Annotated in this window: 16 protein-coding genes; 6 read left to right on the top strand and 10 right to left on the bottom strand. The window is 61.8% G+C overall.

Annotation, left to right across the window (positions count from 1 at the left end; all coding sequences use genetic code 11):
• Positions 1-97: 97 nt before the first annotated feature.
• On the bottom strand, positions 98-1,543 hold the full coding sequence (gene pyk, locus ACR0JN_RS18525; protein ID WP_480887868.1) for a pyruvate kinase: 1,446 nt from the start codon (positions 1,541-1,543) through the stop codon (positions 98-100).
• Positions 1,544-1,655: 112 nt separating this feature from the next.
• Between pyk and ACR0JN_RS18520 the strand changes: the two genes are divergently transcribed.
• From ACR0JN_RS18520 to ACR0JN_RS18510, 3 genes are all read left to right on the top strand, one after another.
• Complete coding sequence (locus tag ACR0JN_RS18520; RefSeq protein WP_480887865.1) at positions 1,656-2,393, top strand: N-formylglutamate amidohydrolase; 738 nt, start codon at positions 1,656-1,658, stop codon at positions 2,391-2,393.
• Between the two features lie 66 nt (positions 2,394-2,459).
• On the top strand, positions 2,460-2,699 hold the full coding sequence (locus ACR0JN_RS18515; RefSeq protein ID WP_480887863.1) for a DUF6868 family protein: 240 nt from the start codon (positions 2,460-2,462) through the stop codon (positions 2,697-2,699).
• Positions 2,700-2,786: 87 nt separating this feature from the next.
• Positions 2,787-3,101, top strand: coding sequence for a DUF1244 domain-containing protein (locus ACR0JN_RS18510; RefSeq protein ID WP_480887861.1), 315 nt, complete (start codon positions 2,787-2,789; stop codon positions 3,099-3,101).
• A 35-nt stretch (positions 3,102-3,136) separates the two neighbouring features.
• Here the strand turns inward: ACR0JN_RS18510 and ACR0JN_RS18505 are convergent, their stop codons facing one another.
• The 3 genes from ACR0JN_RS18505 to dgcN all read right to left on the bottom strand — a co-directional run bounded on the left by ACR0JN_RS18505 (position 3,137) and on the right by dgcN (position 6,041).
• Positions 3,137-3,997 (bottom strand): D-amino-acid transaminase, encoded by an 861-nt coding sequence (locus tag ACR0JN_RS18505; RefSeq protein ID WP_480887858.1) that lies wholly within the window; start codon positions 3,995-3,997, stop codon positions 3,137-3,139.
• A gap of 10 nt (positions 3,998-4,007) precedes the next feature.
• On the bottom strand, positions 4,008-4,973 hold the full coding sequence (gene dgcA, locus ACR0JN_RS18500) for an N-acetyl-D-Glu racemase DgcA (protein ID WP_480887856.1): 966 nt from the start codon (positions 4,971-4,973) through the stop codon (positions 4,008-4,010).
• 66 nt (positions 4,974-5,039) lie between these two features.
• The gene (gene dgcN, locus ACR0JN_RS18495) at positions 5,040-6,041 is read right to left on the bottom strand and encodes an N-acetyltransferase DgcN (RefSeq protein ID WP_480887854.1); all 1,002 of its coding nucleotides are present in this window, start codon (positions 6,039-6,041) and stop codon (positions 5,040-5,042) included.
• Between the two features lie 295 nt (positions 6,042-6,336).
• On the opposite strand from dgcN, the gene ACR0JN_RS18490 reads away from it, so the two are divergent.
• Entirely contained in the window at positions 6,337-7,296 is a 960-nt protein-coding gene (locus ACR0JN_RS18490; RefSeq protein WP_480887851.1) for an L-malyl-CoA/beta-methylmalyl-CoA lyase, read from the top strand.
• 33 nt (positions 7,297-7,329) lie between these two features.
• On the opposite strand, the gene ACR0JN_RS18485 is transcribed toward ACR0JN_RS18490, so the two are convergent.
• Both ACR0JN_RS18485 and ACR0JN_RS18480 read right to left on the bottom strand, forming a co-directional pair.
• Positions 7,330-7,908: a PA14 domain-containing protein gene (locus ACR0JN_RS18485; RefSeq protein WP_480887849.1), complete on the bottom strand. Its 579-nt coding sequence runs from the start codon at positions 7,906-7,908 to the stop codon at positions 7,330-7,332.
• A 116-nt stretch (positions 7,909-8,024) separates the two neighbouring features.
• Positions 8,025-8,477 (bottom strand): Lrp/AsnC family transcriptional regulator, encoded by a 453-nt coding sequence (locus ACR0JN_RS18480; protein ID WP_480887847.1) that lies wholly within the window; start codon positions 8,475-8,477, stop codon positions 8,025-8,027.
• 73 nt (positions 8,478-8,550) lie between these two features.
• Here ACR0JN_RS18480 and ACR0JN_RS18475 point away from each other — a divergent pair, with 73 nt between their 5' ends.
• Positions 8,551-9,147: a LysE family translocator gene (locus ACR0JN_RS18475; RefSeq protein WP_480887845.1), complete on the top strand. Its 597-nt coding sequence runs from the start codon at positions 8,551-8,553 to the stop codon at positions 9,145-9,147.
• A 1-nt stretch (position 9,148) separates the two neighbouring features.
• Here the strand turns inward: ACR0JN_RS18475 and ACR0JN_RS18470 are convergent, their stop codons facing one another.
• The gene (locus tag ACR0JN_RS18470) at positions 9,149-9,982 is read right to left on the bottom strand and encodes an AraC family transcriptional regulator (protein ID WP_480887843.1); all 834 of its coding nucleotides are present in this window, start codon (positions 9,980-9,982) and stop codon (positions 9,149-9,151) included.
• Positions 9,983-10,103: 121 nt separating this feature from the next.
• Between ACR0JN_RS18470 and ACR0JN_RS18465 the strand changes: the two genes are divergently transcribed.
• Positions 10,104-11,066, top strand: a complete 963-nt coding sequence (locus ACR0JN_RS18465) for an acetyl-CoA carboxylase carboxyltransferase subunit alpha (RefSeq protein WP_480887841.1) — start codon at positions 10,104-10,106, stop codon at positions 11,064-11,066.
• Positions 11,067-11,070: 4 nt separating this feature from the next.
• Here the strand turns inward: ACR0JN_RS18465 and ACR0JN_RS18460 are convergent, their stop codons facing one another.
• The 3 genes from ACR0JN_RS18460 to ACR0JN_RS18450 form a co-directional block, all read right to left on the bottom strand.
• Positions 11,071-12,201 carry a lytic murein transglycosylase gene (locus ACR0JN_RS18460; RefSeq protein WP_480887839.1) on the bottom strand — a complete coding sequence of 377 codons (1,131 nt, stop codon included), beginning with the start codon at positions 12,199-12,201 and terminating at the stop codon, positions 11,071-11,073.
• A gap of 111 nt (positions 12,202-12,312) precedes the next feature.
• Entirely contained in the window at positions 12,313-12,960 is a 648-nt protein-coding gene (locus ACR0JN_RS18455; protein ID WP_480818290.1) for a GntR family transcriptional regulator, read from the bottom strand.
• A 30-nt stretch (positions 12,961-12,990) separates the two neighbouring features.
• Positions 12,991-13,686, bottom strand: a complete 696-nt coding sequence (locus tag ACR0JN_RS18450) for a M48 family metallopeptidase (protein WP_480887838.1) — start codon at positions 13,684-13,686, stop codon at positions 12,991-12,993.
• Between the last annotated feature and the right edge of the window lie 75 nt (positions 13,687-13,761).

Below are 13,761 nucleotides of genomic sequence, written 5' to 3'. Positions count from 1 at the left end.
AGGGGTTATCGGGCCTGTTAAGCGACGATAGTCCCCTCATCCGCTGCAATCCCCGGCACGGGGGCGGTTAGATTCACCTGCCATTGACCTGCGAAGGTTACTCAGGATCGGTGCTGTAAATCAGCCGTTCATCACAGGGCGCCACGCGCAGAATGTTGGTCGTGCCCGGCACGTTGAACGGCACACCCGCAGTGACAACGATCTGATCGGTTTCGGACGCGAACCCTCCGGCGCGGGCGGCGCGGGCCGCGCTGACCACGGCCCCCTTGAACCGCTCCAACTCGGGCGTCAGAACGCAATGGCAGCCCCAGCTCAGGCACAGGCGGCGCGCGGTTCCCGTCGCAGGGGTCATGGCGATAATCGGAACGCCCGGGCGTTCGCGGGCGGTCAGCAGGGCGGTTGTACCGCTTTGGGTAAAACAGCAGATCGCCTTGATATCGGTTTTCTCGGCGATCTCACGCGCGGCGGCAACGATACCGTCTGCGATGGTTGTCCCCTTTGCCGTCCGCGAGGCGGCGATGATCTGGTCATAGGTCGGGTCAGCCTCGACCTCGATGGCGACCTTGTTCATGGTCTGAACCGCCTCAACCGGATAGGACCCGGCGGCTGATTCCGCGCTGAGCATGATGGCATCCGTGCCTTCATAGATTGCGGTGGCCACGTCCGAAACCTCGGCCCGTGTGGGCATCGGGCTTTCGATCATGCTTTCCAGCATCTGGGTCGCCACGATGACGGGCTTCGCCGCGCCCCGGCATTTGCGCACCAGACGTTTCTGGATCGGCGGTACGGCGGACACCGGCAGTTCCACGCCAAGGTCGCCCCGCGCGACCATGATGCCATCTGATGCATCAAGGATGTCGTCAAACGCCTCAACCGCCGCAGGCTTTTCGATCTTCGACAGGATCGAGGCACGGCCATCGGCCAGCGCGCGCGCCTCGAACACGTCCTTGGCGCGCTGCACAAAGCTGAGCGCCAGCCAATCCACGCCCAATTGGCAGACAAATTCCAGATCGTCCCGATCCTTCGCCGACAGCGCCGCCAGCGGCAGCACCACATCGGGAACGTTTACCCCCTTGCGGTTCGAGATCGTTCCGCCGATTTCAACCGTGCAATTGGCGTAGTCCTGACCACAATCCTTGACGATCAGGCGGATCTTTCCGTCGTTGACCAACAGGCGGGCACCGGGCTCGAGCGCGGCAAAAATCTCGGGATGCGGCAGACAGACTCGCGACAGGTCTCCGGGTGCCGGGTCGAGGTCAAGACGGAACGCTGCCCCTTCTTCCAGTTCCTCGGCATCGTTGGCGAACACGCCCACGCGCAGCTTTGGGCCTTGCAGATCGGCAAGAATGGCAATCGGGCTGTCCAGATCCTTTTCCACCTGACGAATGATGCGGTGGCGTTCGCGGATCTCGTCGTGGCTGCCATGGCTCATGTTCAGGCGAAAAACATCTGCCCCGGCCTCGTGCAGCGCGCGGATGGTGTCATAGTCATTGGACGCCGGTCCCAGCGTCGCCACGATTTTTACATTTCTCAGGCGTCGCATCGATCTTGTCCCTCTCGTCCATGTTACCGCAAACAGTGCTTGGCATGCTTATTGCGCAATTCCCTTTTGGACGCAACTGTCCTACACCTGCGGCAAACTTGATGACAGGCTTATGACGTACACTCCGTTTTTTGTTCACGGCGAGGATCGCCCATCCCGCTGGCTGATTACATGCGACCATGCCACCAATACGGTACCGCCCGAAATCAATGGCGGCGACCTTGGCCTGCCGCGCGAAGATATGGAACGGCACATCGCTTACGATGTGGGGGCTTATGAGGTCTCAAAGCATCTGGGCGAGATACTGAACGCACCGGTGATCGCCGCTAATTTCTCGCGCCTCGTGATCGACCCGAACCGAGGTGAGGACGATCCCACCCTGCTGATGAAGCTGTATGATGGCTCGATCATTCCCGGCAACCGGCACGCAGATGCGACCGAGCGGGAGCGGCGGCTGAACATGTGCTACCGCCCCTATCATGACGCCTTGGCCCGCCTGGCCGCCCTGCCGCACGCAGTGATTATCTCGATGCACTCCTTCACCCGCCAATTGCGCGGCCGCGACCCGCGCCCCTGGCATATCGGCGTGTTGCACACGCCGGATGAGCGGTTTTCGCGCCCCCTAATCGACCGTTTGAACGCCGAAGGGGACCTGTGCGTTGGCGAAAACGAGCCCTATACCGGCGTGCTGCCCGGCGATGCCATCGATAAACACTGCACCACCCATGGCCGTCCGAACGCGTTGATTGAAGTACGCAACGACCTGATTGCCGATCACGCCGGACAGCGCCGGTGGGCGGAAAGATTGGCCACCATCCTAGAAGACGCTCTGGGCCAAAGCGGCCTTTGAGCGCCATCGCGATCCTCTTGTGAGCGGCCCCGCCAGACCCCATGTTAAAGGGGAAAGGATGTGCTTATGTCACAGGAAACACTGATAACTTTCTTTGGCTGGATGTCCGTTATCAATATCGGACTGTTACTATTTTCAACAGTCATGATCGTCACCCTGCAAGACCGGATCGCAGAGTTTCACAGCAGCCTGTTTCACATGGGCCGCCCCAATCTGAAACAGGCCTATTTCCGGTATTTGGCCAAGTACAAGCTACTGACCATCGTATTCTGCGTGGTGCCCTGGCTGGCGCTGAAACTGACCTGATCGCAGGCAGTCCTGCCCCTTTGTTGCAACGCGGGGACAAGACGCTTAACTCTGACGCGTAACATCGCCCTTCAGCCGGAGACCCTCATGGACACCCAAACCGAAATCGAACTTCAGGCCGCCGCGTTTCGCCGGTTGCAACAGCACCTGATGGAGGATCGCACGGACGTTCAGAACATCGACATGATGAATCTGGCCGGGTTCTGCCGCAACTGCCTGTCCCGCTGGTATCAGGAAGCCGCCAATGAAAAGGGCATCGAGATGGGCAAGGACGAGGCCCGTCAGATTTTCTACGGCATGACCATGGACGAATGGAAAGCCAACTATCAGACCGAGGCCAGCCCCGAAAAACAAGCCGCCTTCGAAGTCGCCTTCGAACAGAATGTGGGCAAAAAAGACTGACACGACAAAGCCCGCCGAACCGGCGGGCTTTGTCTTCAGATCGCGGCCTTGCGGCTTTCGTCCAGATAGATCTCGCGCAGACGCATCGCGATACGACCGGGCGTGCCATCACCCAGCTGCACCCCGTCGATCTCAACCACCGGCATGACAAAGGCGCTGGCCGAGGTGGTAAACGCCTCATCCGCCTCTTTCGCCTCGTCGATGGTGAACAGGCGTTCCTCAACCTCCATCTGCGCCTCGGCGGCCATGCGCAACACCGCCTTTCGGGTGATCCCGTGCAGGATGTCGTTCGACAGCGGTCGGGTCACGATCTTGCCGTTCTTGACGAAATAGGCGTTGTTGCTGGTGCCCTCGGTGACATAGCCGTCCTCGACCATCCAGGCATCATCGCACCCGGCGGCCTTGGCCATCATCTTACCCAGTGAGGGATACAGCAACTGCGTCGTCTTGATGTCGCGGCGGCCCCACCGGATATCGTCGATCGAGATGATCTTGGCACCCTTTTTGGCCGCCGGGCTGTCGGCCAGACCCGGCTTGTTCTGGGTAAACAGAACCAGCGTCGGTTTCGTATCCGCCGACGGGAACACGAAATCCCGGTCGCCATCACTGCCGCGCGTGACCTGCAGATAGATCAGCCCTTCGTCAATGCCGTTCAACTCCACCAGCTTTCGGTGAATTTCCAAAAGGTCGTCCTTGCTGCAGGGCTCGGCCATCTGCAACTCGTCCAACGAGCGTTTCAGACGCACCGCGTGGCCGTCAAAGTCGATCAGCTTGCCGCCCAGAACGCTCGTGACCTCATAAACAGCATCCGCCATTAGGAAGCCGCGGTCGAAGATCGAAACCTTGGCTTCGGTTTCGGGCAGGTATTCGCCATTCACATACACGGTGCGGGTCATATGGTTCTCCTCAGCCCCAGAGGTCCGAACTGGGCGGATGCACTCCGGCGTCATCAAATATCAGCGGGTTTTTCCGGTCTTCGGCCAGAAGAAGCGGGCCGTCAAGGTCCGTTACCATCGCACCCTGCGCCAGCAGTGTCGCGGGCGCCATAGCCAACGAACTGCCAACCATGCACCCGACCATGACTTTATACCCATCGGCCAGCGCCGCCTTGCGCAACTCCAACGCCTCGGTCAGCCCACCGGTTTTGTCGAGCTTGATGTTGACCACGTCATACTTGCCCTTCAACGCAGGCAGGCTGGCGCGGTCGTGGCAGGATTCGTCGGCACAAACGGGCACCGGACGGTCCATGCCGATCAGGGCCTCGTCCTCGCCCGCAGGCAAAGGCTGCTCGACCAGCGCCACGCCCAGTCGCACCAGATGCGGGGCCAGATCGGCGTAAACCTCGGCAGACCAGCCTTCGTTTGCATCCACTATGATCCGCGCCTCGGGCGCACCGGCGCGCACCGCTTCAAGCCGGGGCATGTCATCCGGTGTACCCAGCTTGATTTTCAGCAGCGGGCGATGCGCGTGCGTGGCGGCCTGCGCCTGCATCGCCTCGGGCGTATCCAGCGACAAGGTATAGGCGGTAATCTCGGGACCCGGCGCAGTCAAACCGGCGAGTTCCCAGACGCGCTTGCCCGCTCGTTTCGCCTCAATATCCCACAGCGCACAATCCACCGCATTGCGCGCCGCCCCGGCGGGTAGCAGGTCCAGCAGCCGGTCGCGTGTGACATCGCCGGGAAGGCCCAAAATCTCCGCCTCAACGGACTCCAACGTCTCGTTATAACGGGCGTAAGGGACGCATTCGCCCCACCCCTGATGGGCCCCATCAGACAGGCGAACGGTCAACACCTTCGCTTCGGTCCGCGACCCGCGCGAGATCGTAAAGACTTGCGCCAGCCGGAAGACATCCCGAGAAACATCAATCTGCACGCGCCTACCCTTTCATCTTTTCAAAAATACTCCCGCCGGAGGCGGCCCTCCGGCAGGTTTCTTTGATCACAGGGCCGCCAGCGCGTCCACAAGTTTGCCCGCGCCAAAGCGATAGGGATCGGTGGCGGGCAGGTCCATCTCGGCCTCGACCTTGGCAATGTAAGCCCGCGCCTCATCCTCGCTCAGGTTTTGCGTGTTGATCGAAACCCCAACGACTTGACAGGCCGGGTTCGCAACCCGCGCCAATGGCAAAGCTGTGTCGCGCAGTTCGGGCAGAGTCGGCAGAGAATATTCGGGCAGGCCCCGCATATGCGTCCGGGTCGGCTCGTGGCACAGGATCAGCGCGTCCGGCTGCCCGCCATGGATCAGCGCCATGGTGACCCCGGAATACGAGACATGAAACAGCGAACCCTGACCTTCGATGTGATCCCAGTGATCCTCATCGTTTTCAGGCGTCAGATACTCGACCGCGCCGGCCATGAAATCCGCGACAACCGCGTCCAGAGGCACGCCCTGCCCTGTGATCAGAATGCCCGTCTGTCCGGTGGCGCGGAACGTGGAGTTCAGCCCGCGCTTGCGCATCTCGGCATCCATCGACATCGCGGTGTACATCTTGCCTGCCGAACAGTCGGTGCCAACGGCCAGACACCGCTTGCCACGGCGCTTGCGGCCATTGGCAATCGGGTAACCAACAGTCGGCACGCGCACATCGTGCAGGGTGCAGCCATGGGTTTGCGCGGCGGCCACCAGATCACCTTCGTCGCGCAGCAGGTTATGCAGGCCCGAGGCAAGATCATATCCCATCTCCAGCGCTTCAATCAGAACCGCCTTCCATGCCGGGCTAATCACCCCGCCCCGGTTTGCAACCCCAATCACAAGGGTCTTTGCCCCGGCGGCCTTGGCCTCGGCCAAGGTCAGGTCGGTCAGGCCCAGATTGGCCTTACAGCCCTCCATGCGGAACTGGCCCACGGCGTTTTCCGGACGCCAGTCGCGGATGCCGATAGCGACCTTAGCCGCCAGATGGTCGGGCGCATCGCCCAAAAACAGCAGGTACGGTGTCTCGATCATTGCGGTGCCCTCCTTTGATTCCGATGCAGGCTATGGGACCAAGCAAACGAGTGTGTCCCGATTCCACCCGACGGTGAATGCTCGCACGGGAAAAATTCGCGTGGATTTGCCAATTCTCGCAACAATATTGCGGGATTTCAAAATGATTAAACTTTACTCGCCGGAATCGCGCCCTTTCGTAGATTATGCTGCGAATGCAATGCTGCGTCCGCACAAAGGTCCTTGCACCGCTTCGCGCAATTTAATACCTCATTAGCCAAGAAAATCGTAATTTCCTTTCCTCCACGAGGTCCAGATGAGCTTTCGCATTCAACCCACCGCCCCTGCGCGCCCCAATCGCTGCCAGCTGTTCGGGCCGGGATCGAACACGAAACTGTTCCCGAAAATGGCGGCCTCGGCGGCGGATGTGATCAATCTGGACCTAGAGGATTCGGTCGCCCCCTCGGACAAGGACATTGCCCGCGCCAATGTGACCGAGGCGCTGAACACCGTCGACTGGGGCAGCAAGTACATGTCGGTCCGCATCAACGGTCTGGACACGCCCTATTGGTATCGCGACGTAGTCGATCTGCTGGAACGGGCAGGCGACCGGTTGGACCAGATCATGATCCCCAAGGTCGGCTGTGCGGCGGATGTTTACGCGGTGGACGCTTTGGTCACCGCGATCGAGCGCGCCAAGGGCCGCACCAAACCGATCAGCTTCGAGGTCATCATCGAATCCGCCGCCGGGATCGCGCATGTCGAGGAAATCGCCGCGTCGTCGCCTCGCATGCAGGCCATGAGCCTCGGGGCGGCCGATTTCGCTGCCTCGATGGGTATGCAGACAACGGGCATCGGCGGCACGCAGGAAAACTATTACATGCTGCACGAGGGCCAGAAACACTGGTCCGACCCGTGGCACTGGGCGCAGGCCGCCATCGTCGCCGCCTGCCGCACCCATGGTGTGCTGCCGGTGGATGGCCCCTTCGGCGATTTCTCGGACGATGAGGGGTTCATCGCGCAGGCCAAACGCTCGGCCACCTTGGGCATGGTCGGCAAGTGGGCGATCCACCCCAAGCAGATCGCGCTGGCCAATCAGGTCTTCACCCCGTCCGACGAGGCAGTCGGCGAAGCGCGCGAGATTCTGGCGGCGATGGAGCAGGCCAAGGCCAGCGGCGAAGGCGCGACCGTTTACAAAGGACGTCTGGTCGACATCGCCTCGATAAAACAGGCCGAGGTGATTGTGGCGCAGGCCGAACTGATTGCAAACAGGTAGACCTGAAAAGGCACCCTTCGGGGTGCCTATTTCTTACCGGCCAAAGACGTCGTTGGGCGTCCAGGTAAACCGTTCGCCCTGCTTGCCCCATTTCATCATCAGGCAGGACGTTCCGTATTTCTGGAAATAGCTGATCTTCAGCGGATACCAGCCCGCTTGCGGCACCTCGACCTCAGTCCGCTGATTGGCCTCGCAGACCTGACGCCCGTTGAAATAGCCAATCTGCTGCCCGCCGACCCATGCGTCGATGCCGTCATTGGACCATGTTTCAAGCTCATAGATGCCCGGCGAGTCAAAGCGGATGTAACCGCTGATCTCTGCCGCTACATTGAACGCCTTGTTGAAAGTCAGAACCGGATCGCCCTCTTCCGTGTCCCGATAGTCCAGACCCCGCAGCGGCTGCCCGGGCTTCATCTTCTTGCCCATCTGCTTGACCTTGGTCAGGTTCTGAATCTTGCGTGGCGGATTACCCTCCCACGCATATTGCACATCCAGCCCGGCCTTGGGGCTGGGCTGCGGGTTCGCGGGTTGCAGTTTCAGCGGCGCCGACAGGGCCGCCCCGGCGATCAACGCCATGGCTGCGGCAAGCGCTCCGGTCCGAAGGAATGTCATGGTCTTCTCCCTGAGTTTGGCCCTTTTGGGATTTTCCCCTTATGAGTAGGCCGTCAGGATGACACTAAGACGTGCAAAATTACCCTGCAAGACGGTTAAACATCACTTTTCCATGGTCACGCCCGCATATCCTTGGGCGAATCCATAACCACATAGGTCGTGATCGAGATCACATGCGGCAGGGTTCCCAGCACCTCGGTATGGAAGGTTTTATAGTTGGGCAGATCGGCGCATTCGACCCGCAGCAGGTATTCGATGGTGCCGGTGATGTTGTGGCATTCGACCACTTCCGGTGCACTGTTAACGGCGCGCTCAAACCCTTCCTGAGCGGCTTTTGTATGCTCGCCCAGCCCGACACCGATATAGGCAATGAACCCGATCCCCAACGCCGCCGGGTTCAGCACCGCGCGATAGCCCGCGATCACGCCCGCGCGCTCAAGCTCCTGCACCCGGCGCAGGCAGGCCGAGGGCGACAGGCCGACCCGTTCCGCAAGGTCCAGATTGCTGATACGTCCGTCCGAGGAAATCTCGCGCAATATATGTTTGTTTATTGGGTCAATTTTCGTCATTTGTTGTGATCGTAGCGCTAAGGCGCATCAAAACGCAATTTCATTTCCCCTCTGTTCGGCAATTATTCGCGGCATGACCTACGACATCCTGCTGGCCCTGATCACCTTTGCCTTCGTGTCCTCGATCACGCCGGGGCCGAACAACCTGATGCTGATGGCCTCAGGGGCGAATTTCGGGTTCCGGCGATCGATACCGCACATGCTGGGCATCGGGCTGGGCTTCACTTTCATGGTGCTGCTGGTGGGGGCCGGGCTGGTGCAGGTCTTTGATCGGTTTCCGATCAGCTACACCGTGCTCAAGGTCGTATCGGTTGCCTATCTTCTGTACCTCGCCTGGAAGATTGCCCACGCGGCCCCGGCCAAGGCAGGCGAGGCCGCGGGTGTGCCGATGACCTTCCTGCAGGCCGCGGCGTTTCAATGGGTCAATCCAAAGGCGTGGGCGATGGCGCTGACGGCAACCACCGCGTACACGCCGGATCACACGCTGAACGCGATCCTGATCGTCGCGCTGGTCTTCGGCGCGATCAACCTGCCGTCGGTCAGCACCTGGACAGTTCTGGGGCAACAAATGGCGCGAGTACTCACGAACCCGCGCCGATTGTTGGCGTTCAACTGGACCATGGCAGCGCTGCTGGTCGCCTCGCTTTACCCGGTTCTTTGGCCGACCTGAGTTATCTCAGCGGCAGGCAGATTTCAGTCAGCAACTCCTCGGGCGCGGTCTCGCGCGGGTCGTTGAGGTAGATTTCGTAGCAGGGCTGATCTGCGGGCTCCTCGCCTGAACTGGGCAGCCAGTTGCCGAACAGGCTGTGATAGGCGGACGCAATCCCGGAATACGGCCCCTTATAGGTCAGCACGGCAGTCTTGCCGCCGGGAATATCAAGCTGCTGCATCCCTTCGGGCGTTGTGTCGCCCATGAATTCCGCGCCCGCGTAGCTGCGCAACTGATCCTCGGGCACCTCGTCAGGACTATCGCAATACACTCCAATCACCGGACCCAGCTTAGGCCAAAGCTGGCGGGATTCGCACAGCGCGCTGAAAGCCTCAAAGCTTTTGCCGATCTCGGCATAGGCCCCTTTGTGCGGCAAGGCGACAACGCGGCGGGCGGGTTCGGTTCGGGTCGTGACGGGATGCATCGGATATCCTCCGGTTTTGAAGTAGGGATGGGCTGGCAGAAACTGCCCGGCCTTGCGAAAGGCGGTGGGGCTGCTGCCGTAGGCCTCGGAAAAGGCCCGCGCAAAGGAGTTCAGGTTGGGATAGCCCACCGACGCCGCGATCTCGGCCACGGGCTTGTCGCTGCGCAACAGCCACGTGGCCGCCCGGTGCAGCCTGACCCGGCGCACGGCCTGCGCGCAGGTCTCGCCGGTCAGCGCCCGGAACACGCGATGCCAGTGAAACCGCGACATGGCGGCGACATCGGCCAGCGCGTCCAGCGACAGGTCCCCTGCGGGATGGTCGTGGATATAATCCAGAACGCGCAGAATGCGGTCTTCGTAGCTGGCGGCCATTGGCATCCTTCCTTTCCCTTGCCCAACCGGGATCGCATATTCAGCATCCGCAAATCTTGCTGAGTTGCATTCCGGTGGCGGCAAGTTCATATAGCGGGGAACTTCCGCGTTGAGAGGCGTCATGACCCAGTATCTGGATTTTGAAAAACCACTGGCCGAGATCGAAGGCAAGGCCGAAGAGCTGCGCGCGCTGGCCCGCGCCAATGAAGAGATGGACGTGGCCGAAGAGGCCGCCGCGCTGGACGCCAAGGCCGCCAAGCTGCTGGACGAGCTTTATGCCGATCTGACCCCCTGGCGTAAATGTCAGGTGGCGCGCCATCCCGAACGCCCCCATTGCAACGATTATGTCCATGCGCTGTTCACCGAATTTACGCCTCTGGCCGGGGACCGGAACTTTGCCGACGATCTGGCGGTGATCGGCGGTCTGGCCCGGTTCAACGACCAGCCGGTCATGGTGATCGGTCACGAAAAAGGCAGCGACACCAAATCGCGGATCGAACGGAATTTCGGCATGGCCCGCCCCGAGGGCTATCGCAAGGCCGTGCGCCTGATGGAGATGGCGGGTCGCTTTGGCCTGCCGGTGATCACCCTGATCGACACTGCCGGGGCCTATCCCGGCAAAGGGGCCGAGGAACGCGGCCAATCCGAAGCCATCGCGCGGTCAACCGAAATGTGCCTGAAGATCGGCGTGCCTCTGGTGTCGGTCATCATCGGCGAAGGCGGCTCGGGCGGTGCGGTTGCATTCGCGACCGCGAACCGCGTGGCGATGCTGGAGCATTCGGTCTATTCGGTGATCTCGCCCGAGGGCTGTGCCTCGATCCTGTGGAAGGATTCCGAGAAGATGCGCGAAGCGGCCGAGGCGCTGCGCCTGACCGCGCAAGACCTCTATAAACTGGGCGTCTGCGACCGGATCATCACCGAGCCCAAGGGCGGTGCCCATCGTGACCGCCCTGCCACGGTTGAATCGGTACGCGCAGCCATCGCGGCCATGCTGAAAGAGCTGGACGGCAAGGATGCGGCGGCCCTGATCAAGGACCGCCGTCAGAAATTCCTCGATATCGGTTCCAAGGGTCTGGCGGCCTAGGCCGTCAGCCGCCCAGACGCCGCAGCAAGTCAACCGATGGCGTGCCGGTCACGGCCATGCCATTGGCGCGCTGATAGCCGCTGATCGCCGCCTCGGACTTCTTGCCGATCACCCCGTCCGCGCCCTGCGTGTCATACCCCGCGGCGGTCAGGCGGCGCTGCAACTCCTTGCGGTCTTCCAGCGTCAGCCCGTTCTCATCCGGCCCGAACGAGGCCTGAAACGGCGCGCCCCCGGCAATCCGGTCAGACAGATGCCCCACGCCAATCGCATAGCTGTCCGAGTTGTTGTACCGCTTGATCACCTGAAAATTGCGGAACACGGCAATGCGCGGCCCGGGCGTCTGCGGCTGCAGAACAGCTACCGGTGTGCCGGAAACTGTACCGGCCTCGCCACCCCAAGGCTGCCCGCGCACCCATCCGGCGCGCGCCAGATAGGCGGCTGTTGAGGCCAGCGAATCCGCCGGATCCTCGGACCAGATATCGCGTCGCCCGTCGCCGGTGAAATCCACCGCATAGGCCAGATACGAGGTCGGGATGAACTGCGTGTGCCCCATCGCCCCGGCCCAGCTGCCGGTCATGTTGGCAGGGCTCGTGTCGCCCTCCTGAATGATCTTCAGCGCGGCCACCAGTTGCTTTTCAAAGAACGCCCCGCGCCGCCCGTCATAGGCCAGCGTTGATGTGGCCGAGATCACCGGCACATCCCCGCGCCGCGCGCCATAGCGGCTTTCCAGCCCCCAGACGGCCACGACCACCTCTTTGTCGACGCCATACTGCGCCTCGATCTGCGACAGGGTGCCCGCATGGCGCAACATCATCTGCTTGCCGGTGCTGATCCGCTCATCCGAGGCGGCAATGGCCAGATAATCCTCGAGCGAGCGTTTGAATTCCACCTGATTGCGGTCGCGTTCAATGACCTCGGGCAGGTATCCTGCGCCTTGAAAGGCGCGGTTAAGCGTGGGTTGCGAAATACCCTGAGACGCGGCGCGGCCCTTGAAGCTGGCAACCCACGCGTCCCAACCTGCGTTGGGCACCGGGCGCATCCGCGATGCGGGCGCGCTGGCCGGAGTACCGCCGCCGGAACAGGCGGCCAGAAGGCTTGCCCCAAGCCCGGCGGAAAAGGTTCGACGATTGATCATGACTGAAATCTGCTCTTGTTGTGATTTGCCTCAGCGTATCGCAGTCCGGTCGCGCAGGCCAGAAAATCACCCGCCCAAACGGGGCCATTCTTACTGTCGGCGGTATGCCGCTTAGCTGACCAGCATCCGCAGCCCCTGCGTCACGTCCGAGCGTACCGCAAGCCGCAATCCGGGCTCATCCCCCGCCTTTAGCGCGGCGATGATCAGCTTGTGATAATGCGGCGGTTCGGTGCGGCGCAGCCGCCCGTAAAGCGCCCGCATCGTCGGTCCAAGCTGCAGCCAGACGGTCTCGGCCATCGCCAACATCGCGGGGGCCTGCGCGCGCAGATAGAGCGTGCGGTGAAATTCGAGGTTGGTGCGGATATAGCCGACCGCATCGCGCTTCGTCACCATCTCGGCCACGTTCATATTGATGCTTTGCAGCCGGTCGATCAGCGCGATATGCGCGCGGGGCAAGGCGCGGCTGGCCAGTTCGACCTCGAGCAAGGCTCGCAACGCGGCCAGCTCCTCGATCCGGTCATTGGTCAGTTCGGGGGTCGAAACCCGCCCGGACGTGGACAGGAACAGCGCACCCTCGGCGGCCAGACGGCGCACGGCCTCGCGCGCGGGGGTCATCGACACGCCGAATTCCTTGCCGATCCCACGCAGGGTCAGCGCCTGCCCGGGTGCAATGTCCCCGTGCATGATCCGGGATCGCAGGGCGCGGTACACCCGATCATGGGTGGCGGTGTGGGAGTCTGAAGGGCGCGGAGTCAACATGAGCCCATGTGATCACAAAATCCCGCAGGGTCAACTCGGAGGCGCATCAAACCTATAGCGATGCAGCGCCGCGCCATTGTCGCGCAACCATTTGCGCGGGTCTTTATACGGGCCAAACAGCCGCTCGACCTGCGCCCAGAAGGCAGGCGAATGGTTCATCTCGGCCAGATGTGCCACCTCGTGCGCGGCCACGTAGTGCAACACGTCGGACGGTGCGAGTATCAGCCGCCACGAGAACATTAGCCCCCCATGGGACCCGCACGAACCCCAGCGGGACCGCGTATCGCGCAGTGTCAGGCTGGTGTAAGGGCGGCCCAGCATTGCCGCATAATCATCACAGGCTCCGGTCAAGCGATCTCGTGCGAGTTCTTTCAGAAACCGGGCCAGACGGCGCGCCTCTGCCCCCGCTGGAACCGCAACCGCATCCGGCTGCAGCAACACCCTGCGCCCGGTTGCGGGAACGATTCGCCGGTCGATCCCTTCAATCGGGATGATCTGCCCGAACTGAACCCGCGCCGGATCGGGCCGGTCCAGAAGGTGCTGGCGAATCCATCCCTCTTTGGTTTGGGCGAAACTTAGCGCCTCGGCCTCAGGGACGCCTTGCGGATAGGTCAGCGTAACCCGCCCGTCCAACTGGGAAATCCGCAGGCTGATGCGCCGCGCCCGCGCCGATTTGCGCAGTGTCAGCGGCACCGGCGGCGTCCCCGGCAAGGCGTGCTTTCCCATATCCAGTCCTTCCCTGCGCAAAGGCTTTGACAGTCCCCGCCGCTTGTGGCACGTGAACTGAATCTTTTAGACGAC

The organism is Ruegeria sp. G12, assembly GCF_056533565.1.
Note: the sequence above shows the minus strand (reverse complement) of the source record. Positions and strands in the feature narration are given on the sequence as shown.